16 protein-coding genes, 1 pseudogene and 1 riboswitch are annotated in these 22,131 nt (G+C 70.8%); of the genes and pseudogenes, 10 read left to right on the forward strand and 7 right to left on the reverse strand.

All coding sequences use genetic code 11. The annotated features are described in order from the left end of the window. The coding region (gene fgd, locus ACWDU4_RS25940) for a glucose-6-phosphate dehydrogenase (coenzyme-F420) (protein ID WP_450116824.1) at positions 1 to 915 on the forward strand (915 nt) is incomplete at its 5' end. A gap of 66 nt (positions 916 to 981) precedes the next feature. Here fgd and ACWDU4_RS25945 read toward each other — a convergent pair. Continuing rightward, positions 982 to 2,097, reverse strand: a pseudogene (locus ACWDU4_RS25945) (tyrosine-protein phosphatase). Positions 2,098 to 2,182: 85 nt separating this feature from the next. Here ACWDU4_RS25945 and ACWDU4_RS25950 point away from each other — a divergent pair. The 5 genes from ACWDU4_RS25950 (at position 2,183) to ACWDU4_RS25970 (ending at position 9,482) form a co-directional block, all read left to right on the forward strand. Continuing rightward, positions 2,183 to 2,833: a TetR/AcrR family transcriptional regulator gene (locus tag ACWDU4_RS25950; protein WP_450116825.1), complete on the forward strand. Its 651-nt coding sequence runs from the start codon at positions 2,183 to 2,185 to the stop codon at positions 2,831 to 2,833. A 28-nt stretch (positions 2,834 to 2,861) separates the two neighbouring features. Continuing rightward, positions 2,862 to 3,464, forward strand: a complete 603-nt coding sequence (locus tag ACWDU4_RS25955; protein ID WP_450116826.1) for a suppressor of fused domain protein — start codon at positions 2,862 to 2,864, stop codon at positions 3,462 to 3,464. Between the two features lie 102 nt (positions 3,465 to 3,566). Beyond that, positions 3,567 to 6,203: a LuxR C-terminal-related transcriptional regulator gene (locus tag ACWDU4_RS25960; protein ID WP_450116827.1), complete on the forward strand. Its 2,637-nt coding sequence runs from the start codon at positions 3,567 to 3,569 to the stop codon at positions 6,201 to 6,203. A gap of 45 nt (positions 6,204 to 6,248) precedes the next feature. After that, positions 6,249 to 8,084, forward strand: coding sequence for a S8 family serine peptidase (locus ACWDU4_RS25965; protein ID WP_450116828.1), 1,836 nt, complete (start codon positions 6,249 to 6,251; stop codon positions 8,082 to 8,084). A 36-nt stretch (positions 8,085 to 8,120) separates the two neighbouring features. Next, positions 8,121 to 9,482 (forward strand): serine-threonine protein kinase, encoded by a 1,362-nt coding sequence (locus tag ACWDU4_RS25970; protein WP_450116829.1) that lies wholly within the window; start codon positions 8,121 to 8,123, stop codon positions 9,480 to 9,482. Between the two features lie 45 nt (positions 9,483 to 9,527). On the opposite strand, the gene ACWDU4_RS25975 is transcribed toward ACWDU4_RS25970, so the two are convergent. Together ACWDU4_RS25975 and ACWDU4_RS25980 are read right to left on the reverse strand one after the other, a co-directional pair. Then, positions 9,528 to 10,136 (reverse strand): hypothetical protein, encoded by a 609-nt coding sequence (locus ACWDU4_RS25975; RefSeq protein ID WP_450116830.1) that lies wholly within the window; start codon positions 10,134 to 10,136, stop codon positions 9,528 to 9,530. Continuing rightward, entirely contained in the window at positions 10,123 to 10,308 is a 186-nt protein-coding gene (locus ACWDU4_RS25980) for a hypothetical protein (RefSeq protein ID WP_450116831.1), read from the reverse strand. The genes ACWDU4_RS25975 and ACWDU4_RS25980 overlap by 14 nt, the downstream gene beginning before the upstream one ends. An 824-nt stretch (positions 10,309 to 11,132) precedes the next feature. Between ACWDU4_RS25980 and pta the strand changes: the two genes are divergently transcribed. Together pta and ACWDU4_RS25990 are read left to right on the forward strand one after the other, a co-directional pair. After that, positions 11,133 to 13,229 (forward strand): phosphate acetyltransferase, encoded by a 2,097-nt coding sequence (gene pta, locus ACWDU4_RS25985; RefSeq protein WP_450116832.1) that lies wholly within the window; start codon positions 11,133 to 11,135, stop codon positions 13,227 to 13,229. Further along, complete coding sequence (locus tag ACWDU4_RS25990) at positions 13,226 to 14,416, forward strand: acetate kinase (protein ID WP_450116833.1); 1,191 nt, start codon at positions 13,226 to 13,228, stop codon at positions 14,414 to 14,416. The genes pta and ACWDU4_RS25990 overlap by 4 nt, the downstream gene beginning before the upstream one ends. Before the next feature lie 21 nt (positions 14,417 to 14,437). Here ACWDU4_RS25990 and ACWDU4_RS25995 read toward each other — a convergent pair whose 3' ends face one another. From ACWDU4_RS25995 to ACWDU4_RS26005, 3 genes are read right to left on the reverse strand one after another with little or no spacing between them, the layout of a single operon-like run. Beyond that, positions 14,438 to 16,723: a tetratricopeptide repeat protein gene (locus tag ACWDU4_RS25995; RefSeq protein WP_450116834.1), complete on the reverse strand. Its 2,286-nt coding sequence runs from the start codon at positions 16,721 to 16,723 to the stop codon at positions 14,438 to 14,440. A gap of 8 nt (positions 16,724 to 16,731) precedes the next feature. Beyond that, entirely contained in the window at positions 16,732 to 17,718 is a 987-nt protein-coding gene (locus tag ACWDU4_RS26000; RefSeq protein WP_450116835.1) for a glutamate ABC transporter substrate-binding protein, read from the reverse strand. Continuing rightward, complete coding sequence (locus tag ACWDU4_RS26005; protein ID WP_450116836.1) at positions 17,715 to 19,037, reverse strand: hypothetical protein; 1,323 nt, start codon at positions 19,035 to 19,037, stop codon at positions 17,715 to 17,717. The genes ACWDU4_RS26000 and ACWDU4_RS26005 overlap by 4 nt, the downstream gene beginning before the upstream one ends. A 199-nt stretch (positions 19,038 to 19,236) precedes the next feature. Between ACWDU4_RS26005 and ACWDU4_RS26010 the strand changes: the two genes are divergently transcribed. Then, on the forward strand, positions 19,237 to 20,109 hold the full coding sequence (locus tag ACWDU4_RS26010; RefSeq protein ID WP_450116837.1) for an NUDIX hydrolase: 873 nt from the start codon (positions 19,237 to 19,239) through the stop codon (positions 20,107 to 20,109). A gap of 100 nt (positions 20,110 to 20,209) precedes the next feature. On the opposite strand, the gene thiE is transcribed toward ACWDU4_RS26010, so the two are convergent. Continuing rightward, entirely contained in the window at positions 20,210 to 20,920 is a 711-nt protein-coding gene (thiE, locus tag ACWDU4_RS26015) for a thiamine phosphate synthase (protein WP_450116838.1), read from the reverse strand. 26 nt (positions 20,921 to 20,946) lie between these two features. After that, positions 20,947 to 21,058: riboswitch (TPP riboswitch) on the forward strand. On the opposite strand from thiE, the gene thiO reads away from it, so the two are divergent. Then, positions 21,055 to 22,131, forward strand: coding sequence for a glycine oxidase ThiO (thiO, locus tag ACWDU4_RS26020; RefSeq protein WP_450116839.1), 1,077 nt, complete (start codon positions 21,055 to 21,057; stop codon positions 22,129 to 22,131). It overlaps the preceding riboswitch by 4 nt.

Below are 22,131 nucleotides of genomic sequence, written 5' to 3' on the forward strand. Positions count from 1 at the left end.
GATTCGGCGACGGTGTCGGATCATTTCCAGCCGTGGCGGCACAACGGTGGGCATGCGCCGTTCTCGTTGGCGTGGATGACGGCGGTGGGGGAGCGCACCAGTCGGTTGCAGTTGGGGACGTCGGTGCTGACGCCGACGTTCCGGTACAACCCGGCGGTGATCGCGCAGGCGTTCGCGACGATGGGGTGCCTGTACCCGGGGCGGGTCATGCTCGGGGTGGGGACGGGTGAGGCACTCAACGAGATCGCCACCGGCTACTCCGGGGAGTGGCCGGAGTTCAAGGAGCGGTTCGCGCGGTTGCGGGAGTCGGTGCGGTTGATGCGGGAGCTGTGGACCGGTGAGCGTGTCGATTTCGACGGTGAGTACTACAAGACCGTGGGGGCGTCGATCTACGACGTGCCCGAGGGCGGCATCCCGGTCTACATCGCCGCGGGTGGCCCTGTGGTGGCGCGGTATGCGGGTCGGGCGGGGGACGGGTTCATCTGCACCTCCGGCAAGGGCATGGAGTTGTACACCGAGAAGTTGATGCCTGCGGTCGCCGAGGGCGCTGGGAAGGCCGGGCGTGACGTCGCCGCGATCGACAGGATGATCGAGATCAAGATTTCGTATGACACCGATCCGGGGCTGGCGTTGGAGAACACGCGGTTCTGGGCGCCGTTGTCGTTGACGCCGGAGCAGAAGCATTCGATCGAGGATCCGATCGAGATGGAGGCGGCGGCGGATGCGTTGCCGATCGAGCAGGTGGCGAAGCGGTGGATTGTGGCGTCGGATCCCGACCACGCGGTCGAGCAGGTCAAGCAGTACGTCGACGCCGGGCTGAACCATCTGGTGTTTCATGCGCCGGGGCACGACCAGCGCCGGTTCCTGGAGTTGTTCGAGCGCGACCTCGCCCCGCGCCTGCGCGCCCTCGCCTGACGACGACGTCCCGACCCGGCGGGAGGGCCGGGTCGGGACGCACAGGGAGCCGTCGAGGGGGTGAGGTCAGGCGACCAGCTTGTCCTTCAGGGCCGCGATCGTGGCGGCGTCCAGGCCGAGACCCTGCGTCAGGTAGGCGTCCACCGTGCCGTAGTCCGCGGCGATCTGATCGAGGCCGGCCTACAGGTAGCTCGCCTCGACCGCCACCACCGGTGCGAGGTTCGTCGCGGCCTTCTGCCCGAGCGTCAGACCGATCAAGCCGAGGGTCTTCTTGTTCGACTGCTCCAGGTAGGTGTTGCTCAGCAGGTAGTCGTCCATGATCGTCTGCTGGGGCAGCCCGGCGATCGTCTGCAGCAACATCGCCGTCCAACCGGTGCGGTCCTTGCCCGACGAGCAGTGGAACAGCTGGGCCCCGTCCTCAGTGGCGAGGGAGGTCAGCAGCTGACCGAAGGTCGCTCGCTTGGCTGCGTCGGTGACGAAGGAGCGATTCGTCTCGCGCAGGAACTCGCGGCCCTCCTCTGGGGTGGTGATCGTCTTGGCCAGGCTCGTCAGATCCCCGAACTCGATCGGCAGGTGCGTGTACTCGGCTCCGGCCGGGATCTTGTCGGGGCCGCCGACCATCGGGTTGCTGATCTCGCTGTCGCCGCGCAGGTCGTAGATGTCGGCGACACCGAGCGAGGTGAGGGTCTGCAGGTCCGCGTCGGAGGCCTTGTCGAGCCCGTTGGAGCGGAAGAACACGCCGCGCTGGAGGTGCCCGCCGTCTGCGGTGACGTAGCCGCCGTCTGTGTTGCCCGCGACGTCGCGGAAGTTGCTGACGGAGCCCAACGTCGACGGACCGGACTGGTTGCCCGAGCCGAGCGATCCGGTGTCGAGCGATCCGGTGTCGAGGGCGCCGAGGGGGCCGAGCGACCCGGTGTCGAGGGCGCCGGCGGAGGTCGGGGCGCCGACCAGCAGGCCACCCGTGAGCATCACTGCGGCAAAGGTTTTCATGGTGCGACTGGACATGGTGGAACCTTCCTGTGGGGTGGGGCGGTGAGCGATCGGAGTGCGACGTGGGCGGGGTCGGTGGATTCGTGGCGGCCGTGCGGCCCGATGAGTGCGTGGTGCGTGGCCCCTGGTAACCGGGACCGGCGAGATGGTGCGACGCGAGGAGCGAGGACGCCGTGGTGGAGCGGCGGGCATCCAGACAGGAGTCGTTACAGTCTGTAATCACTAAGCCGTGACACAATGTAACGGCCATCACAGAGGTCTGCAAGGGGTTTGAAGAATGTCGAAGGAACGTGAGTCGAAGCACCGGCTCGGACCGCAGCGCGATCCGGCCATCGACGAGGCGGTGCTCGAGGCCACGCGGCAGCTGCTGGTCGAGAAGGGCTATTCGGGAACCTCCATCGACGCGATCGCCACCCGGGCCGGCGTCGGGCGCCCCGCGATCTACCGCCGGTGGCCCTCGAAGGCGCACGTCGTCAACGACGCCGTCTACCCGGTGCTCGACCCGGAGCGCGACGTCGACATCGACGCCGAACTCGGCACCGCGGGCGCGATGCCCGACCAGATTCGTGACCTCGTCCACGGTGCGGTCGCCCTGTTCGCCGCACCGCACACCCGGGCCGGCGTACCGGGGCTGATCAGCGAGTCGCGCTCGGACGAGGCGCTGCGCGAAGTGCTCGTCGTCCGCCAGCTCGCCGGCGTCCGGGCGGAACTGCGGCGGCGCCTGGCCGAGGCCGTCGATGCCGGAGAGATCCGCCGTGGCGTCGACGCCGACACGCTCCTCGACATTCTCGGCGGTGCCGCGATCTTCGCGCTGTGCATCCGCGACGTCGAAGACACCGAAGCGCTTGCAGGCGCACTCACCGACATCGTTCTGCACGGGATCCTGCCCGGGCCGTCCGCCCCCGACGCAAGCGCCGCGGAATCGTGACCGGGGGTCGGCACTAGGCTCACATCCCATGGATTCCAGCGACGACGTCAGGCAGGCCGCCCGCCGTATCGGCGAGGTGTTCGGGATGATGCCGCAGGTGCTGCGGTTCCGGGCGGCTGTCGACGCGGACACCGACGGCGAGGAGCCGGACGAGGTGTCGATCGCGGTCGGTGACGGCTGCCCCGGCCCCGGCTTCGCGTCGTACGCCACGCTCGACCTGGTCCGGTACCCGACGAACGTCACCACCGACGACGGACGACCGATCCGCACCGAGCTGATCACCGTCGGCCGCGCCGACTACCGGCGCCTCGCCGACGTCCTCGCGCAGTGCGCGTTCGCCGTCGCGTCCGGGTCCTTCCACGTCACCCCGAACACCATCGTCCCCAACGCGGTGCACGAGGCGGACCCGGGCAGGGGCACCAAGCACGTGCTGCTCGTCGTCCCGTTCATCTGGCCGGACCTCGAAATCCTCGTCGACCGCGAGGAGGACGTCACCACCTGGTTGCAGGCGGTGCCGATCACCGACGCCGAACTCGAGTTCGCCTCCCGCCGCGGCACCGGCGAACTGTTCTCCCGACTCGAGGCCGCCGGCGCCGACGTCTCCGACATCGACCGGGCCTCGGTGGTCTGACCTCGGGGATCGCCGCACGTCGAGGAGCCGGACACCGACCGGTCGTGTTCCATCTGTGTGAAACCGCTGTCGCGGGGTGCCGTCGGGCATAGGCTTTTGATCATGAATCGGCCGTGGCCGCTGATTCAGCGGCAGCACGAGTTCGAAACCCTCAGGTCCGCGTTGACGTCCGCCACCGGTGCGTGTGGGGTCGTCCTGACGGGCGACGCCGGTGTCGGCAAGACCACCCTCGCGCGGGCCGCGACACGGTCGCTCCCCGGCGAGGTGCGCTGGGTTGCGGGTACGGAATCGGCACGGAGCATTCCCCTCGGTGTGTTCGCCCACCTCGTCGGCCCCTCGACCGCACGCGACCCGGTGGCCTTCATGTCGGCGGCCAGGGAGGCCCTTCTGGGTGCGTCAGGGCAGGTCGTGATCGGTGTCGACGACGCGCACCTGCTCGACCAGCTCTCGGCGACCTTCCTGCACCAACTGGCGATCGACCGGGCGGCGCACATCGTCGCGACCATCCGCAGCGGAGAGTCCGCACCGGACGCGGTGACGTCGCTGTGGAAGGACGGGCATTTGACGCGTCTCGAGCTGACCCCGTTCACGCGCCAGCAGAGCGTCGCCTTCATCGAGTCGGTGCTCGGTGGGCCGCTCGAGGGACTCAGCGCCAATCTGATGTGGGACGCTTCCGGGGGCAATGCGCTGTTCCTGCACCATCTGGTCGAGGGCGCGCTCGAGGCGGGGACCCTGCGCGAGTGCCGCGGTGTCTGGCAGCTGCGGGGTCGGGCGGCTATCACGTCCGAACTCGCGTCCCTCCTCGAGGATCGCATCGAACACCTGCCACCGGATGTGATGCGGGTGCTCGAACTGCTCACCTTCTGCGAACCGCTGGCGCTCGACACCCTCGTCGACCTTGCCGGGGAAGAGGCCGTCGAGGATGCCGAACAGCGCGGGCTCGTTCAGATCGTCGAGGAGGGGCCGAAGGTCGAGGTGCACTACAACCACCCCATGTTCAGCGAGGTCGTCCGCCGCAGGGTTGGAAGGGCCGCGGCGAGGCGGTTGCGCGGCAACCTCGTGGAGGCGTTGCGGACGCGTCCCACCGAAAGCCCCAGCGACCGGATCCGGCTGGCGGAACTGGCCCTCGACAGCGACCAGACTCCCGACCTCGACCTGCTGGTGCACGCCGCGAAGGACGCGATCGCGCTGGCGAACGTGCCACTGGGTGAGCGGCTGGCCCAGGCCGCGGTCGACAGGGACGGCGGATTCCGGGCGGCGAACCTGCTGGCCCGTTCACAGCTGTGGCAGGGACACGCCGCCGAGGCCGAAACCGCGCTGCGCAGGTTCGACCCGGACACCCTCGACGAGCCCCAGCTGGTCCGCTGGGGGGTGACCCGGATCGCGAACCTGCTCTGGGCGGCGGGCGACGCGGATGGCGCAGACCGGGTACTCGACGAGGTCCGGCGGCGGGTGCACGACCCCCACGCGGTCTCGGTGGTTCGGGGCCTCGGCGCCGTCGTCGCCGTGTTCGAGAATCGACTCGACGAGGGGTTGAGGGAGGCAGAAGCCGTTCTCGCCGAAAAGGATCCGTTGCCATGGGCGGAGGAGTGGGGAACCTTCGCGGCGTCGATGGCACTCGCGTTGTCGGGCAGAGGTCACGCGGTCGCGGCGTTGGCGATGCGGGGGGACGCCGTGGTGAACCAGGTGGACGGGCTGACCCGCTACCCGGCCGCGATCGGGCCGATTCTCGCGCTGGTCCTGACCGGGGACCTCGACGGTGCCGCGCGCCGCGCCCAGTTGTTCCTCGACCACGGGGCCGGCACCGGCCAGTACATCGGCTGGGGGCAGGCGAACATTCTGTACGCATCCGCCGATCTGGCGGCGGGCCGGTTCGCGGACGCGGCAGGGCGCCTCGAACAGGCGATGGCGGCACTGACGGTCGGAGACTCCGGATCGGCTCTCGCATGGAGCTTCCCCGCCTATCCGTACCTGGCGCAGGCGTATTCGGTCCTGGGCCGGATGGCGGACGCGGCAAAGGTGGTGGCCGCGGGGCGGGACCGCTACGGCAGGCACGTCGCGGTCTTCGGGCCGATCTTCGAGATCGGCGCGGCGTGGGAGGCGGCCGGCCAGGGGGAGGTGTCCCGCGGGATCGCCACCGCGCACGGCGCCGCCGACGCGGCACGCGAATCCGGCCAGTTCGCCGTCGAGGCGGTGGCACTGCATCTGGCGACCCGGCTCGGTGATGCGACGACGGCGCCGCGTCTCGCGGAACTCGCCGAGCGGTGCGACGGGCCGTACGTCTCCCTGGCCGCGGCGCAGGCCGCCGCCTTCGCATCCGGTGACGGTGACGAACTGTCCAGAATCTCAGGGGAGTTCGAGGGGATCGGTGCATTGTTGGATGCCGCGGACGCCTCCGCGCAGGCCGCGGTCGCGTACTCCGCTTTCGATCGCCGACGCGACGCACTCGATGCCGCCGCGGCAGCCAACGCACTCGCGCAGCGGTGTGACCACGCGTCGACACCCGCGATCCTCGAGGCCGCGCGCCCGCTGCCATTGACCAGCCGTGAACGTGAGATCGCCTCGCTGGTCGCGGTCGGGCTGTCGAACCGCGAGATCGCGGAGCGGCTGGTGGTGTCCGTCCGCACCGTCGAGGGGCACATCTACCGCGCCTGCATGAAACTCGGCGTCGCCGACCGCAACGAGCTGGGGGACTCGCTGCGCGAGCGGCACACCGATCCCCCCGACGAGGGCGAGTAGTGCACTACTCGTGACGCCCACTCGCGAGGGGGCCAGGGTGGATCCATGAGCGACGAGCGAACGGATTGGTCCGACCGGGTGCTGTGCGTGCTCGGATCGCTGGGACCGGGGATCTCGGAGGTGGACGAACACGGGCTGCTCGAACGTATCGGCGCGCGCTACGGACGACTCTTCGACGCCGACGACTGGAAGTACGTGCAGGGTGAACCGCGCTGGTACAGGGCTACCAGGTCGGCGGCCGACGACCTCGAATCCGATGGCCTGGTGAGCAGCATGCCGGGCCTTCGGCTGACCGAGACCGGTCAGGATCGGGCGCAGCGGGCGTGCGCGCAGGAGGACAAGGACCCACCGCCGAGGCTGGGGATCGGTCCCCCAGTGGCCACCGACGCGTCACCGCCGACGCCCGAGGTCGGTTCTCCTACGGGAATCGACGTGCCACCGCCACCGGCCGGTGTGCTGACCCCCGCGTTGCGCGATGCGGTGGCGCCGAAATCGGGCGGCGCCGAGGTGTCGATCATGATCGAGCTGAACCCGGGTTTCCGGGCCGGACCGGAGCGCGCGTTCGATCGGCTACGCGAGTTGTGGAAACTGGTCGACGGACCGGGCGAACCCCTCCGGGTGTCCGGCAACTACGTGACCGGCGTGCTGAGTGCCGACCAGATCGGGCGGCTCGAGGCCGCCAACGGCGCCGCCGTCGACTGGGCGGACCGCTGCATCATTCAGATGTGGCCGGACTTCAAGATGCACCGGCTGATCGATCGGAGCGTCGTCACCATCAAAGCGGACGCCGCCCACCGATCGTTCAACTGCTACGGAGACGGGATCGTGTGGGCGGTCGTCGACTCCGGCATCTCCGGCGAGCACCCGCACTTCCAGGGTTACCACACGCTCGACGACGACTCGGTGAAAGATCTGCATCGCAATTTCACCGGCGACGTCCCGGTGTCGGACGGCGCGCTCGTGGACGACCTGGGCCACGGGACGCATGTCGCGGGGATCATCGCCGGCGGACTCGAACTCTGGCAGCCCAAGCGGGACGTGGTGGTGGCCGAGGAGCGCTACAGCATGGCCGCCCCGAACAATCCGATCCTCAAACCGCGTTCGGTCCCCGATCCGAACTGCCTCGCCGGAATGGCGCCCCGGACCCGCCTGGTCAGCCTCAAGTTGCTCGGCGGGTCGGGGCCTGCGGCGTCCCGGGTCGGGCGGGTCGTGCAGGCACTGAACTACGTGCGGGACATCAACGTTGGGAGCGAACCGCGCATCCACGGAGTCAATCTCAGTCTCGGCTACGAGTTCGACGCCGAATGGGACGCGTGCGGACGCAGCCCGCTGTGCATGGAGATCGACAAGCTGGTGCGGTCGGGTGTGGTCGTGGTCGTCGCTGCGGGCAACTCGGGGTCGGTCACCGTGAACCCGACGTTCGCGAGCCCGCGCCGATTCAGCATGGGGATGACGATCAACGATCCGGGAAACGCCGCGCGGGCCATCACCGTCGGGTCCACTCACCGTGACTGTCCGCACCGGTACGGGGTGTCGTACTTCTCGTCCCGCGGCCCCACCAGCGACGGCCGCCGCAAACCCGATCTGGTTGCTCCGGGTGACGGAGTCGTGTCCGCGGCGGCCGGTGAGATGTCCAAGCCGGTGGTCCTGACTCCCGAGCAGAGCGGCGCGGCGGTGTACGTCTCGTCGCGGGGCACGTCGATGGCCGCGCCGCACGTGTCGGGTGCGGTGGCGGCCTTCCTGTCGGTGCGCCGCGAGTTCATCGGTGACCCCGAGGAGGTCAAGCGGGTGTTCGTGGAGTCCGCGACGTCGCTCGGCCGGGACGCCAACTGTCAGGGCGCCGGCCTCGTCGACCTGATGCGGGCGATGCAAGCCGTGTGAGGGAAGTTCGCACCGCATCCGACGAGAGGAACGCAGATGTCCGAGCCCATTGGTGGAAAGCCGTACTGGAACATTGTTTTCGACAAGGAGGGAGACGTCGACCGTGCCACCGTGGAGACCGTGGTCCGGGAGGCGGGCGAAGCGGGACTGACCGATCTGGTGTTCTTCTCGCACGGCTGGAACAACGATCGGCGGGTTGCGGACAGGCTCTACCACGCCTGGTTCGATCTGCTTGCGCCCCAACTACGGGACGGGGCAACCCGGAAGGCAGGTCTGGTCGGGCTGTTCTGGCCGTCGGCGCGGTGGAGCGACGAACCGATCCCGGATTTCGAACCGGCGGCCGGTCCGTCACACACGGAGGGAGGGGCGGCGTTGCAGCAGCGCACGACGGTGTCCGCCGGCGACCCCGAACTGGACCCGGCCGACGTCGCGCAGCTCGAATCGATGTTTCCGGAGGGAGCGCCGCAGCTGCACAGAATCGCCGAACTGCTCTCGGCCCCACCGGATCCCGACGCCGTCGACGAGCTGTTCCTGCAGTTGCGGTCGTTCGCCGAGAACACCGCCGGTGGGTTCGACGACGGTGAGAGTGACGGCGCGGTGATGCCGGGAATGCTCGCCGCGGACAACGATCCGAGGACGGTGTTCGACGACTTCGTCGTCGCGCTGTCCGATTGCGGGGTGGAGTTCGACTCGGACGAGGTCGGTGGAGCTGCCGGCCTCGGAGACATGGTGCGCACGGTCTGGAACGGCGCGAAAGAGGCGCTGCGCCAGTTGACGTACTACGAGATGAAGAATCGCGCCGGCGTCGTGGGCCAGCGTGGGCTCGGCCCGCTGATCGGCGAGCTGCACGACCGGTTGCCGGGTCTCCGGGTCCACCTCGTGGGGCACAGCTTCGGTGGGCGCGTCGTGTCGTTCGCGCTGGCCGGTCTCCCCGAGCACCTGGACCCCTCGCCGGTGAAGTCGGTGACGCTGCTGCAACCGGCCTTCTCGGCGTTCGCGTTCGCCGACCGACTGCCCTTCGATTCCGGGCGCAGCGGCGCGCTCGCCGGCAGGGCCGCGCGCGTCGACGGACCGATCTCGGTGTGCTACTCGAGCCACGACTCGGCACTCGGGGTGCTTTACCCGATCGCCTCGGCCGTATCGAGATCCGACGCGGCCGCGGCCGAGGACGCCAGGTCCCGGTGGAGCGCCCTCGGCGCGGTGGGTGCGCACGCCACCCCGATGGTCACATTGGGAAAGGTCGACTCCGACTACCCGTTCGACGCGGGCCATCTGCTCAACATCGACGCCTCGGAAATCGTCAAGGCGGGACGGCCGCCCTCAGGAGCCCACAGCGACATCGTGCACGAGGAACTCGCCTGGGTGGTCGCGCGGGCCGGTGGGCTGGCAGGTCGATAGCCGCTCGGGTGGCGGCAGTGCTGGGCCCGCGCATCGCCCCACCGGTCAGAAACCCCGGGGCGGCACTGGGATCGGTATCGGTGGATCCACGTCCCGGTGCACCGGAAAACTCCTGCGGCCGTGCAGGAGACTTTCTCCCTTCGCCAGCGACAGGTCCAGGGTCACGGCCCCGGCCACACAGTCGACCCCCGCGATCGCGCCATTCTTGACGGCCAGCGACGTCTCGCCCATGTCGAACGCGACATCGAGATCGAATTCGATCGTGCCGGCCTCGGTCCCGTCGATGAGCACCGCGACCTCCGGATGATGCTCGGAAGTGACGTGATACGGCTTGGCGAGCGTCACGACCACGTCCTTCTCCGGCGCGGCGAGGGTCTGCCGGGCGGCGTCGGTCAGGGCGCGATACCTCGCCAGTCCCGTCAGGAGCAGCGGATGCGGGTCCTGGTCGAGGAACCGCAGCGCGGCCTCGAGGACACGCGAGTCGAGGAGACGGCACGCAGATCGCGGCAGCGGCTGCGCGCTCCGCACCCGACCGGACACCAGTCCGTCCGCGGGCACCTTCGGCCGCATCCGGCCGGTGAGCACGTTGTCGGGTGCGTGTTCGAACACTGCCGTGCGCAGGCTCGTGTCGTTGTCGTGGTCAGTCCCGGTCATCGTGATCCTCCTCGAACATCTGGACTCCGGCATCGTCGCGCGGGTCCAGTCGAACCGTGTGGTCCGGCGCCTCGTCGGCCCGTTCCGCCGCGATCGCGGCGGGGCCCAGGGTCGGCCGGGTGTCGGCGTGTGCGTTCACCCACCGGCGGCCCCGGCCGGCCCGGGTGGTCACCACCACCGCTGTGGTGGAGACGGACGCGACCGCGGCCAGGGCGAGGGCGCCGACCTGTGGTTCGTCGTCGTTCGAATCGGGCGCGGGCCCCGTGGTGGTCGGGGGCAGGGAGGGCAGGGCGCCCGTCGGCGGGCCGAGCCTCGTCGCGACGGTGGTCGGCCCGGGCTTCGGGATCGATGGTGGCGGCGTCGTTCGCGCGGGGACGCCCGGTGCCGGTGGCCTTTCGGGGCCGGGCCTTTCGGGGCGGGGGCGTTCGGCTGCCGGCTTCGAGGCCGACGTCGTCGGTGTCGGGGCGCCCTCCGAGCTGGAGATCCTCGGAGGCGGAGGCGGAGGCGGAGGCGGAGGCGGAGGCGGTGGAGGGGGCGGCGGTGGAGGCGGTGGCGGGGGCGGTGTCCAGGTCGGGATCGTCGGAGGTGTGTAGCCCGAGGTCGGACACAGGTCCGGATGCCGCTGGCAGAAGTTCACCAGGTCGCCCGGGCTCGGGTATCCGCCGTCCGGGCCCGGGATGCTCACGCCCGGGTCCACCACCGCGGCAGCAGCAGCCGGCGCGAGCAGGAGCAGGGCCGGGATCGGGGCAGCGGCGGCGAGCCGGACCGCGAACCGCCGGACCGAGCGACGCCGGGAAAGGGTGCTCCACGGGCATCGGGTGGTATTCCGGATGCGCGTGTCGTCGGGTGACATGGTGGGCCTCGCTGGTCGTGGACCGAAGGATCGGACACGGTCGACGGTGCCACTCGGGGATCGTCCCGCCATGCGTAGCCGGCTACCCGAATCCGGGTGGGCGCATCGGGAGGGATTACGCGGTCACGCCCTAGTCTGGTCGCATGGCACCCGCAGCGGCAGTCTCGAGCGTCTACATCGCCTCCCCGGAGGGCGACACCGGCAAGTCGACGATCGCGCTGGGCGTGCTGCAGATGCTCTGCGGGTCGACCGCCCGGGTGGGGGTGTTCCGGCCGATCGCGCGCTCGACCGACGAGCCCGACTACATCCTCGAACTGCTGCTCGAACACACCACTGCGGACCTGGCCTACGACCAGTGCCTCGGCGTCACCTACGAGCAGGTGCACGAGGACCCCGAGCTGGCGATCGCGGAGATCGTCTCGCGATACCACGCGATGGCCCGGTACTGCGACGCCGTGGTGATCGTCGGCAGCGACTACACCGACATCGCCAGCCCCAGCGAGCTCGAGTTCAACGCGCGGATCGCCGTGAACCTGGACGCACCGGTGCTGCTGGCGTTGCGTGGGGCGGGCCGCACCCCCGACGAGGTGTACCAGCTCGGGCAGATCTGTGCCGCCGAGTTGCGTTCCCAGCATGCGCATCTGGTGGGTGTCGTGGTGAACCGGTGCGAACCGGAGGATCTCGATGCGGTGGTGGTCGCGTTGGTTCCGATGCACGTACCGGTGTGGAGTCTGCCGGAGATCCCGCTGCTGGTGGCGCCGACGGTGGCCGAACTGCAGAACGCCATCGACGGGGAGCTCTACAGCGGCGACGTCGAACTGCTGCAACGGGAGGCGCTGCAGGTGATGGTCGGGGGGATGACCGCCGAGCACATCCTCGAGCGGCTCACCGACGGCATGGTGGTGATCTCCCCGGCGGATCGGTCCGACGTCCTGCTCGCGGTGGTCAACGCCCATGAGGCGGAAGGATTCCCGTCCATCGCCGGGATCATCATGAACGGCGGACTGCGGCCGCACCCCGCGATCGCGAAGCTGATGGCCGGCCTGCGCCCGAGCCTGCCGATCCTGACGACCGACCTGGGCACCTTCGACACCGCGTCCGCGGCGGCACGTACCCGTGGCCGGGTCGCCGTCGGCTCGCAGCGCAAGGTGGACACCGCACTGAGTCTGATGGAGCGGCGCGTGGACTCCGCGGACCTGCTGGCGTGGCTGCAGGTCGAACGTCCGGAGGTGGTCACCCCACAGATGTTCGAGTACCAACTGATCGAACGCGCTCGCGCCGATCGACGGCACATCGTGCTCCCCGAGGGGGACGACGACCGGATCCTGCGCGCGGCCGGACGGCTGCTGCAACGCAAGGTGGCGGACCTGACCATCCTCGGGGACGAGGCGCTGGTGCGCCGCCGGGCCGCCGAACTCGGTGTCGACCTCGACGGCGCCGCGGTCCTGAATCCGCCGGACTGCGAGTACACCGAGCGGTTCGCGGTCGAGTACGCGCGGCTGCGGGCACACAAAGGCATGACCGTCGAACGCGCCCGGGAGGTGATGACCGACGTCTCCTACTTCGGAACGATGATGGTGCACACCGGAATTGCCGAGGGCATGGTCTCCGGCGCCGTGCACACCACCGCCCACACCATCCGCCCTGCGTTCGAGATCATCAGGACCGAACCCGGGGTGTCGACGGTGTCGAGCATCTTCCTGATGTGCCTGGCGGATCGGGTCCTCGCCTACGGTGACTGCGCCGTGGTGCCCGATCCGACGGCCGAGCAACTCGCGGACATCGCGATCTCCTCTGCGGGCACGGCGGCGCGGTTCGGCATCGACCCCCGGATCGCGATGCTGTCCTACTCGACCGGCGACTCCGGTGCCGGCGTCGAGGTGGACAAGGTCCGCATGGCCACGGCGCTGGTCCGGGAGCGACGTCCGGACCTGTTGGTGGAGGGGCCGATTCAGTACGACGCCGCCGTGGAGCCGAGCGTGGCCACCACGAAGCTGCCGGACTCGCAGGTCGCCGGTCGGGCCACGGTCTTCGTGTTCCCGGACCTGAACACCGGCAACAACACCTACAAGGCGGTGCAGCGCAGCGCCGGCGCCGTCGCCGTCGGGCCGGTGCTGCAGGGGCTGAACAAGCCGGTCAACGACCTCTCCCGGGGCGCGCTCGTGCAGGACATCGTCAACACGGTGGCAATCACCGCCATCCAGGCGCAGGGCATCGCGACGGGGGAGGAGAGCGCGTGAAAGGGTCGGTACTGGTTGTCAATTCGGGATCATCGTCGATCAAGTACCAGCTCGTCGACCCGGACAGTGGGGACGCGCTCGCGGCCGGGTTGGTCGAGCGGATCGGGGAGCCCGACGGTGTGATCACCCACCGCTACCGGGGCGCGGACCGTGAACACCGTGGCCCGATCACCGATCACGCGCACGGTCTGCGGTTGGCGTTCGGCATGTTCGCCGAGGACGGCGTGGATCTGGCCACGGCGGGGATCGCGGCGGTCGGGCACAGGGTGGTGCATGGCGGCGAGGTGTTCTACCGGCCCACGCTCATCACCCCCGACGTACTCGCCGAGATCTCCCGGCTCTCGGCGCTCGCACCGTTGCACAACCCCGCGAACGCCATCGGCATCGAGAGCGCGATGCTCGCCCTGCCGTCCGTGCCGCACGTCGCAGTGTTCGACACCGCCTTCTTCCACACCCTGCCCGCGCGGGCCCGCACCTACGCCGTGGACGCGGCCGTCGCGGCGGCACACGGTGTGCGCCGCTACGGTTTTCACGGCACCTCCCACGAGTGGGTGTCCGCGCGGGTCGCCGAGGTGCTCGGACGCGATCTGACGGAGCTGAACCAGATCGTGCTGCACCTGGGCAACGGGGCGTCGGCGTCCGCCATCGCCGGCGGGCGGGCAGTCGACACGTCGATGGGACTGACCCCGCTCGAAGGGCTCGTGATGGGTACCCGCAGCGGCGACATCGACCCCGGGCTCGTGATGCACCTGCGGCGCAGCGCCGGACTCGACGTCGACGAGATCGACGACCTGCTCAACCGGCGGTCCGGACTCAAGGGGCTGTGCGGCGTCAACGACTTCCGGGAACTGCGCCGCCTGATCGACGAGGGCGACGCCGCCGCGGCGCTGGCCTACGACGTCTACGTCCATCGGCTGCGCAAGTACATCGGCGCCTACCTGGTCGCACTCGGCGGCGTCGACGCGATCACCTTCACCGCGGGTGTGGGGGAGAACGCCGTCGAGGTGCGGGCCGATGCGCTGTCCGGCCTGCACCGGCTCGGCATCGAGATCGACCCCGCACGCAACGCCGTGCGCAGCCACGAACCCCGCGTCATCTCCACCGACGGCTCCGCGGTCACCGTTCTCGTCGTGCCGACCAACGAGGAACTCGCGATCGCCCGCTTCGCCCGGGAGTTCGCCGGCTAGGCGTTCCGGGGATGCCGCGGCTCACCACCAGGTGCGGGGGCGGGTCCGGTTGGCGAGATCGACGAGGGTGTTCCGGTGCGCACGGCTGGACGTGTTGCGGGCCAACGCGCGCAGCACGGTCTCGGTTCCGGCGCGCAGGCCCCGTTCGGTGAACTCGGCGCCGAGGACGGGGCCGCGGTCGCGGTCGGCGACATGGCCGGACAGCACCCAGTCGAGGGCGGTGCCCAGGACCACCGCACGCATCTGCAGCGCTCGGCCCTCGTCGGGCGGCAGCGCCTGCACGCGACCCGCGGCGTCCCGCAGCGCCGCCTCGTCCAGCCTTGCGATCGGTGCCCCCGACAGCCGGGTCAGGGCCGCGGTCATCCGGGCGGTGGAGTAGAGGCGCGACGTCGGCGGGATCTGGTCCAGCGCGGCGACCGCGCCGGCGATGTCGCCCCGGTCGGCGAGCTGCCGGGACAGGCCGAATGCGGCGCTCACCACTCCCCGGTCGGTGCGCCACACCGTGCCGTAGTACTTCTCGGCGAAGGTGCGCCACTGGTGGGGATCGTCGGTGTGCCAGTGCTGCAGGATCAGTTCGGCGGTCGCGGCCAGCGCCAGCTTCGGGGCGATCTCCCCGGGCAGCGCGGCCAGCGTCACGTCGAAGTACGTCATCGCGGCCTCGTACTCGCCGACGAGCAACGCCACCATGCCGCGGTACCAGTCGACCCGCCAGTTGCCGCTCTTCGTCTCGGGGACCGTGTCGAGGACCCGGCCTGCGGACTCCCCGTCCCCGAGGTCGAGGAGGGCCTTCGTCTCGGCGAGCGCGATCTCCGTGGTGAACCCGGGCCCGCCGTCGGCGGTCCGTTCGAGGCCGCCCGCGCGGGCGCGGCGGATCGCGTCGAGGCTCTGGGCCGGTTCGGCGTGCACCGTCGCGGCGATCAACGTGGCACTGGGATCGGACGGATCGATCAGTGGAACGGCCAGCGCGGCAACGACATCCCGCGCCTCAATGGTGCCGTCGTGCTGTCGCCCGTCGAGGTAGACGTCGGTGCCCCGGACCGCCCACTCGGTGCCGAACACGGTGCGTCCGGGGCTGAACACCTCCGACAGGCCGGGGCGTTCCTCCCCGCTCTGCTGGGCCAGCACCTCGCGGAGCACGCCGATCAGTTGCCCCGCGGCCTCGGCGGCGCCGCCGAACCGGCGGTCGGGGTCGGGGTCGGTGGCGCGCAACAGGAACCGGTACAGCGACTCGTGCTCGGCGAGCAGTGGTGCGTCCGCCGGGGCCGGGATACCCGCCCGGTAGTGCCCGTTCTCCGAGGGCATGTTCAGGCACATCACGGCCAGCGTGCGTCCGACGGTGTAGATGTCGGTCGCGACGGTGGGGCCGGTGCGGAGGATCTCCGGGGCCTGGTAACCGGGGGTGCCGTACAGGTAGCCGAAGTCCTCGAGGCCTGCCACCGCACCGAGGTCGATCAGCTTGACCTGATCGTCGGTGATCATGATGTTCTCCGGCTTGAGGTCGTTGTACGCCAAGCCGATCGAGTGCAGGTAGTCCAACGCGGGCAGCACCTCGAGCAGGTACGCGATGGCCTGGTCGACGGGGAGTCGTTCGGGGCGCGGCCGGGCGCGGAGCGCGTCGCGCAGGGAGTGTCCGCCGACGTACTCCATCACGATGAAGCCGACGCTGCTGCCGTCCGGTTCCGGGTGCTCGACGAAGTTGTAGATCTTCACGATTCTCGAACTCTCGACCTCGGCGAGGAACTGCCGTTCGGCCAGCGCAACCGCCTGCGCCTCGGAATCCCCGGAATGCAGCAGGCCCTTGAGCACCACCCATCGGTCGCTGACGTTGCGGTCGACGGCCAGGTAGATCCAGCCCAGCCCGCCGTGCGCGATGCAGCCCTGCACCTCGTACTGGCCGGCCACCATGTCCCCGGCCGCCAGCCGTGGCGAGAAGTCGAACCCGGCGTGGCAGGCCGGGCAGGTGCCCGTGGTGTCGTCGAGTCCTCCGCGTCCCACCGGCTTGCCGCACTTCCAGCAGAACCTCTTGTTCACGGCGACAACGGGTTCCGTCATCACCGCGGTGGAAGGATCGGGCATCGCAACGGACGGGACCTCGACCAGTCCGCCGCCGATCCGACGACGCGCGCTCGTGCGGGTCCGCCCGGACCGGCTGCGCCTGCTGCTGCGCGCCGAGCCCGACCGGCCCGACGTGTCCTCCTCACCGGGGGTGGCGGCGGGGGCCGGCGCGGGCGTCGCCTGCGTGGGCCGTGCTCCCTGGGTGGGCCGTGCGGCCCGAGTGGGGGGCACCTCGTCGGGGGTCTCGCTCATCGCCTCGTTCAGTCCTCGTAGTGCGGCGTCGGAGGTGCGGGAGCGGGACCGATCGTGCCCAGCCAGCGGTTGTGGATGCGCTGCCACGTCCCGTCACCGCGGATCCGCTCCAGGGTCCCGTTGACCTGCCGCACCAGATCGGTGTCCGACTTGTTGACACCGATCCCGTACGGCTCGGAACTCAGTGCGGGGCCGACGAGTTCGAGGTTGGGGTCCTGGGAGGCCAGGCCCGCGAGGATCGAATCGTCGGACGTCACCGCGTCGACCTGACGCTGCTGCAACACCACCAGGCAGTCGCCCCAGTTCGGCACCGACAACACCGTCGCCTCCGGCTGCACCTGCTGAATGCGCTGCAGGTTCGTCGTGCCCGCGACCGCGCACACCCGGCGGCCGGAGAGGTCTGCCGCATCCCGGATGCCGGACCCCTTCATCGCGAGGACCCGTTGCCCGGCTTCGTAGTACACGGTCGAGAACCCCACCTTCGCCCGCCGTTCACATGTGATGGTCATCGTCTTCACGACCACATCGACGGTCCGGTCGTCGAGCGCCGCAACACGATCCGCCGACGAGAGGATGCGGAACTCGATCCGGTCCGGGTCGCCGAACAGGTCACGGGCGACTTCGTGGGCGATGTCCACGTCGAAGCCCTCGATGGTGCCCGTCGCGGGATTGCGGAAGCTGAACAGGTTGCTGCTGGTGTCCAGGCCGACGAGCAGCCTGCCGCGCGCCCGGATCCGGTCGAGAGCGGGTGTCGGCGCGGTGGAGCCCGCCGGTGCCGGGCGCAGGCTCGCGGTCGGGTCGCCGCAGTCCGGGGTGGGAGCGGTCGAGGTGGGCGACGCGGCGATCGCCGCACCCGACGGCAGCGGCGGCTCGAGGTACGTCGACGACGGCTCGGACGAGTCGGGTTCGGCGGTGGTGGCGCACCCACAGACCACCGCGGCGACGGCGACCAGCACCGCCCCCCACCGGCGGGTGGCAGTCCGGCGGCGCGTCACTGGTACTCCCGCAGCCGGGGCCACAGGCCGATCGCCACACCGGCGACCGCCACCGCGGCCAACCCGAGGATGCCCGGCGCCAGGCCGGTCAGCATCGACAGCGCCCGGTCGACACCCCGTCGCAGTTCCGTCCGTGTCTCCCCGATCGCATCGGTCAGCTGGGTGTCGGCGGCGGCGTACTGCGCGGCGGAGCCGTCACCACCCGGTGCGACGGCGACGGTGACGGCCGCCTGCCAGTCGCCGCGGGCGAGCAGCGCCATCAACCGGGTGTGCGCGCTCGCCCATGCCGAGCGGGCTCGGCCCGCGGCCGCGACCTCGTCGGACCCGACCTGCGGACCGACGCGTGCGACGCCGTCGAGCGTCGACCCGAGCTCGTCGAGGTGTCTTTCGAAGTCGCTGTTGTAGCGTCCGGTGAAGTCGCGGCGCACCAGTCCCAGCGTCTCGTCGGCGCGGGCCTGCTGCGCCAGGATCCGCGCGGTGGTCAGCTCGGTCAGCGGCCGCGCGCCGTGGTCGAGCGCGCGGGCGGTGGACGTCGCGGAGACGACCCCGGCGATCACCAGCCACCCCAGTGACGCGGTGACCGCCAGCGACGCCACGATCAGCCCCGCGTTCAGGCGTCGGCGGGTCCGGCGGGCGAGGAGCACGTGTGCCAGCAGCAGCGCGGCCAGGGTTGCCATCAGCAACGCGATCGACAGCCACGGCGGGGTCGCGAACTCGGCCTGGGTCTGCACGACCCGCGCGGCCTGTGCGGCATGCAACTGCTGTGCCAACGGCAGCAGCGTCGACTGCATCATCGTCGACGCCTCGCTCAGGTACGCCGATCCCACCGGATGACCGTCTCTGTTGTTGGTGCGGGCCGTCTCGATCAGACCCGTGTAGACGGGCACCCCCACCGACAGTTTCGCCAGCAGGTCGTGCGAGGCGGTGTCGGAGGTGTCGATCCCCGCGGCGGCGTCGACCAGGTCGGCGCCCGCGTCGGTGATCGCCTGCGTGTAGCGGTCGCGGACGGCGATCGGCTCGACGCCGCCGGACAGGAAGGCCGTCGTCGCCGCGGCATCGGCGATGGACAGCGAGCTGTAGATGTCCTGGGCCGCGAAGGCGAGTGGTTCGACCTCCGACTGCAGGGCGTCGAGGGTGCGCTGCCGGTCCGTGACCTGTGCCGCGGCCACGGTTCCGGAGACCATCGCCGCGATGACCAGTCCGATGCCGAGCATCGTGATCCGGGAAGGGCTGGTGCGCAGCCGCGATCGCAGCCGCGCGGACGGGCCGACCGGATCGCCGTCCGGCCCGGCGCCACGCGGCTGCGTGGAGGGGGCCACCCGTACAACCACCGCGCATCCCTTCGCACCTGGCTCGATCGCCGGACAGAGGGCAGCATATAAGCAGTAACCGTGCTTCGGCTCGATCGACTGGCTAAGTTCGAGGCGCGCGGTTCCGAAGGCGCATGATGCGTCTCGTACCCGGCCCGTCGGCCTGGTACGAGGTGATCCGAGTACACGGGGTAGGTGAGCGAAGTCGATGCGCGGTGACGGGGACGGCTGGGCGAAGAGCGGAGACGGCAGCCGCTACTGGGGACGGTACGGCGCTGCCGGTCTGCTGCTGCGTGCCCCGATGCCCGGCGGCGGGTCGGCCGTGCTGCTCCAACACCGGGCCGCGTGGAGCCATCAGGGCGGAACATGGGCCCTGCCCGGCGGAGCCAGGGACTCGCACGAGACCACCACCCACGCCGCGGTTCGGGAAGCCGAGGAGGAGGCCGGGATCGACTCCGCCCACCTCCGGGTGCGGGCGGAACGAGTCACCGCCCGCGCCGCCGGCGGGGACTGGACGTACACGACGGTGATCGCGGACGCCGAGTTCACACTGGACACCGTGCCGAACGGGGAGAGCACCGAACTGCGCTGGGTGCCCGAGGATCAGGTGACGGACCTGCCGCTGCACCCGGGCTTCGAGGCGAGCTGGCCGGGATTGCGGGCCGCCCCGGTGCGATTGCTCCTCGACACCGCCAACGTCGTCGGGTCGCGTCCCGACGGCTGGTGGCGGGACCGCGCAGGCGCGACCGGGCGGCTACTCGCCGGCATCGCGGCAACCCTGCCGCGGACGATCGAGCTCCCGGACGGCGGGTTCGGTTGGCTGCCGCGGGTCGAGGCGGTGCTCGAAGGTCAGGCCGCGGCCGTCGCCGAGGCGGACGTGCGGGTTCCGGTGCACGTCGCGTCGGGCAGCGGCGACGACACCCTCGCACTCCTCGCGACCGGCCCGGGCGGGGCGACCACCCTGACCGGCGTCGCGGGTGAACTGACCGCCGTCGTCACCGCCGACCGCGGCCTGCGTGACAGGCTGCCGGAGACGGTGCTGCGCTTCTCGCCCTCCACCGTGCTGTCCTGGTTGGACTGACCGCTTCGCCCACCCTCGCCGAGGTTCCCTAATGTCACATTGGGTATCGCCAAGTGAGCCAATGTGACATTAGGGAACAGCTGGCGAGGGGGGAACGGGGTCAGCGGGCGGCGGCGGCGTTGCGGTCGAGGGCGTCGGCGAGGGAGCGGGCCGCGGCCTGCGGATCGCGGGCCTCGGTGATCGCCCGCACCACGGCGACCCGGGTGGCGCCCGCGTTCAGGACTTCGGGCAGGCGCTCCTCGTCGATGCCGCCGATCGCGAACCACGGCATCGTCGGATCCGACTCGGCGACCTGGCGGACCAGCTCGAGACCGGAGGCGCTGCGGCCGGGCTTGGTCGGGGTCGCCCACACCGGACCGGTGGCGAAGTAGTCGACACCTTCCTCGATCGCGGCGAGCTGCGCCTGCGCGCGACTGCCGGTCGAGCGGCCGATCACCACGTCCGGCCCCACGATCTCGCGCGCATAGTGCACCGGCAGGTCGCCCTGCCCGAGGTGCAGCACGTCGGCCCCGGACGCCAACGCGAGGTCGGCGCGGTCGTTGACGGCGAGCAGTGCACCGTGTCGTCGGCACGCGGCCGCCAGTTCGGCGAGCGCCGCCAGCTCCTCGCGGGCCTCGATCCGGCCGAACTCGCGTTCGCCTGCCGAGCCCTTGTCACGGAGCTGGATGATGTCGACACCGCCGGACAGGACGGCGTCGGCGAACTTCGCCAGGTCGCCGCGCTCCCGTCGGGCGTCGGTGCACAGGTACAGGCGCGCGGTGGCGAGGCGTTCGCGCGGTGTCGGGTGATGACCGGCTTGCGAGGTGGGCACGGGGCCAACGGTAGTCTCTGGGTGAACGAAAGTGACACGGGAGTCCCGGCGAACGCGGGGCTGAGAGGGGGCTCGCGAGCCCCGACCGTCAGACCTGACCCGGATCATGCCGGCGCAGGGAGTGAGGTGGAGTGGTGAACGGAACCGTCGCGGTGGTCGGTGGCGGCGTGATCGGACTGTCGATCGCGTGGCGCGCGGCCCGGTCCGGGTGGGCGGTGACCCTGCACGACCCGGCCGTCGGGTCGGGGGCCTCGTGGGTGGCGGGCGGCATGCTCGCCCCGCTGTCCGAGGGCTGGCCCGGCGAGGACGAGGTGCTCGCCGCCGGGGCCGCGTCCCTGGACCGGTGGCCGGGGTTCGGGGCCGAACTCGAACGGGCGACGGGCGAGACGCTGTTCACCTCGCAGAGTTCGATGACCGTCGCGCTGGACGCCGCCGACGCGACGGACCTGCGCACCGTCGCCGAGTGGCTCGACGGGCGCGGCTACCGGCTGGACCTGTTGACCCGCGCGCAGATCCGGGAAGCGGAACCGTCCCTCGCCCCGACGATCAGGCTGGCGCTGCTCGCCGCCGCGGAGTTCGCCGTCGACAACCGCGCGCTGGTGCGGGCGCTGCGGTCCGCGTGTGCGGCCGCCGGGGTGACGTTCGTGGCCGAGGCCGTCGCGGACGTGGACGCGCTGCCCGCCGATCAGGTGGTACTCGCCGCAGGCACGGCCGCGGCGCGGCTGTGGCCGGGGCTGCCGGTGCGACCGGTCAAGGGGGAGGTGTTGCGGCTGCGGTATCGGCCCGGCGTGGCGCCCGCGCCGAGCCGGACGATCCGCGCCAGCGTCCACGGCAGGCCGGTGTACCTGGTACCCCGCGGCGACGGACTGGTCGTCGGCGCCACCCAGCACGAGTCCGGTGACGACACCGCCGTGACCGTGGCCGGGGTCCGGGACCTGATCGCCGACGCGCAGGCCCTGATGCCCAGCATCGGCGAGTACGAACTGCACGAGACTGCCGCGGGTCTGCGCCCGATGAGTCCCGACAACCTGCCGATCCTGGGCCGGGTCACCGACCGGGTGGTGCTCGCCGCCGGGCACGGCCGCAACGGCATCCTGCTGACCCCGCTGTCCGCGGACGCGGTGGTCGCCGAACTGAACGGCACGCCGCTGCCGGAGGCGACGTCCTGTCGCCCGGAACGCTTCGGCACACTGGTTTCGACGCACGAATGA

It is taken from the genome of Rhodococcus sp. NPDC003348, assembly GCF_053589375.1.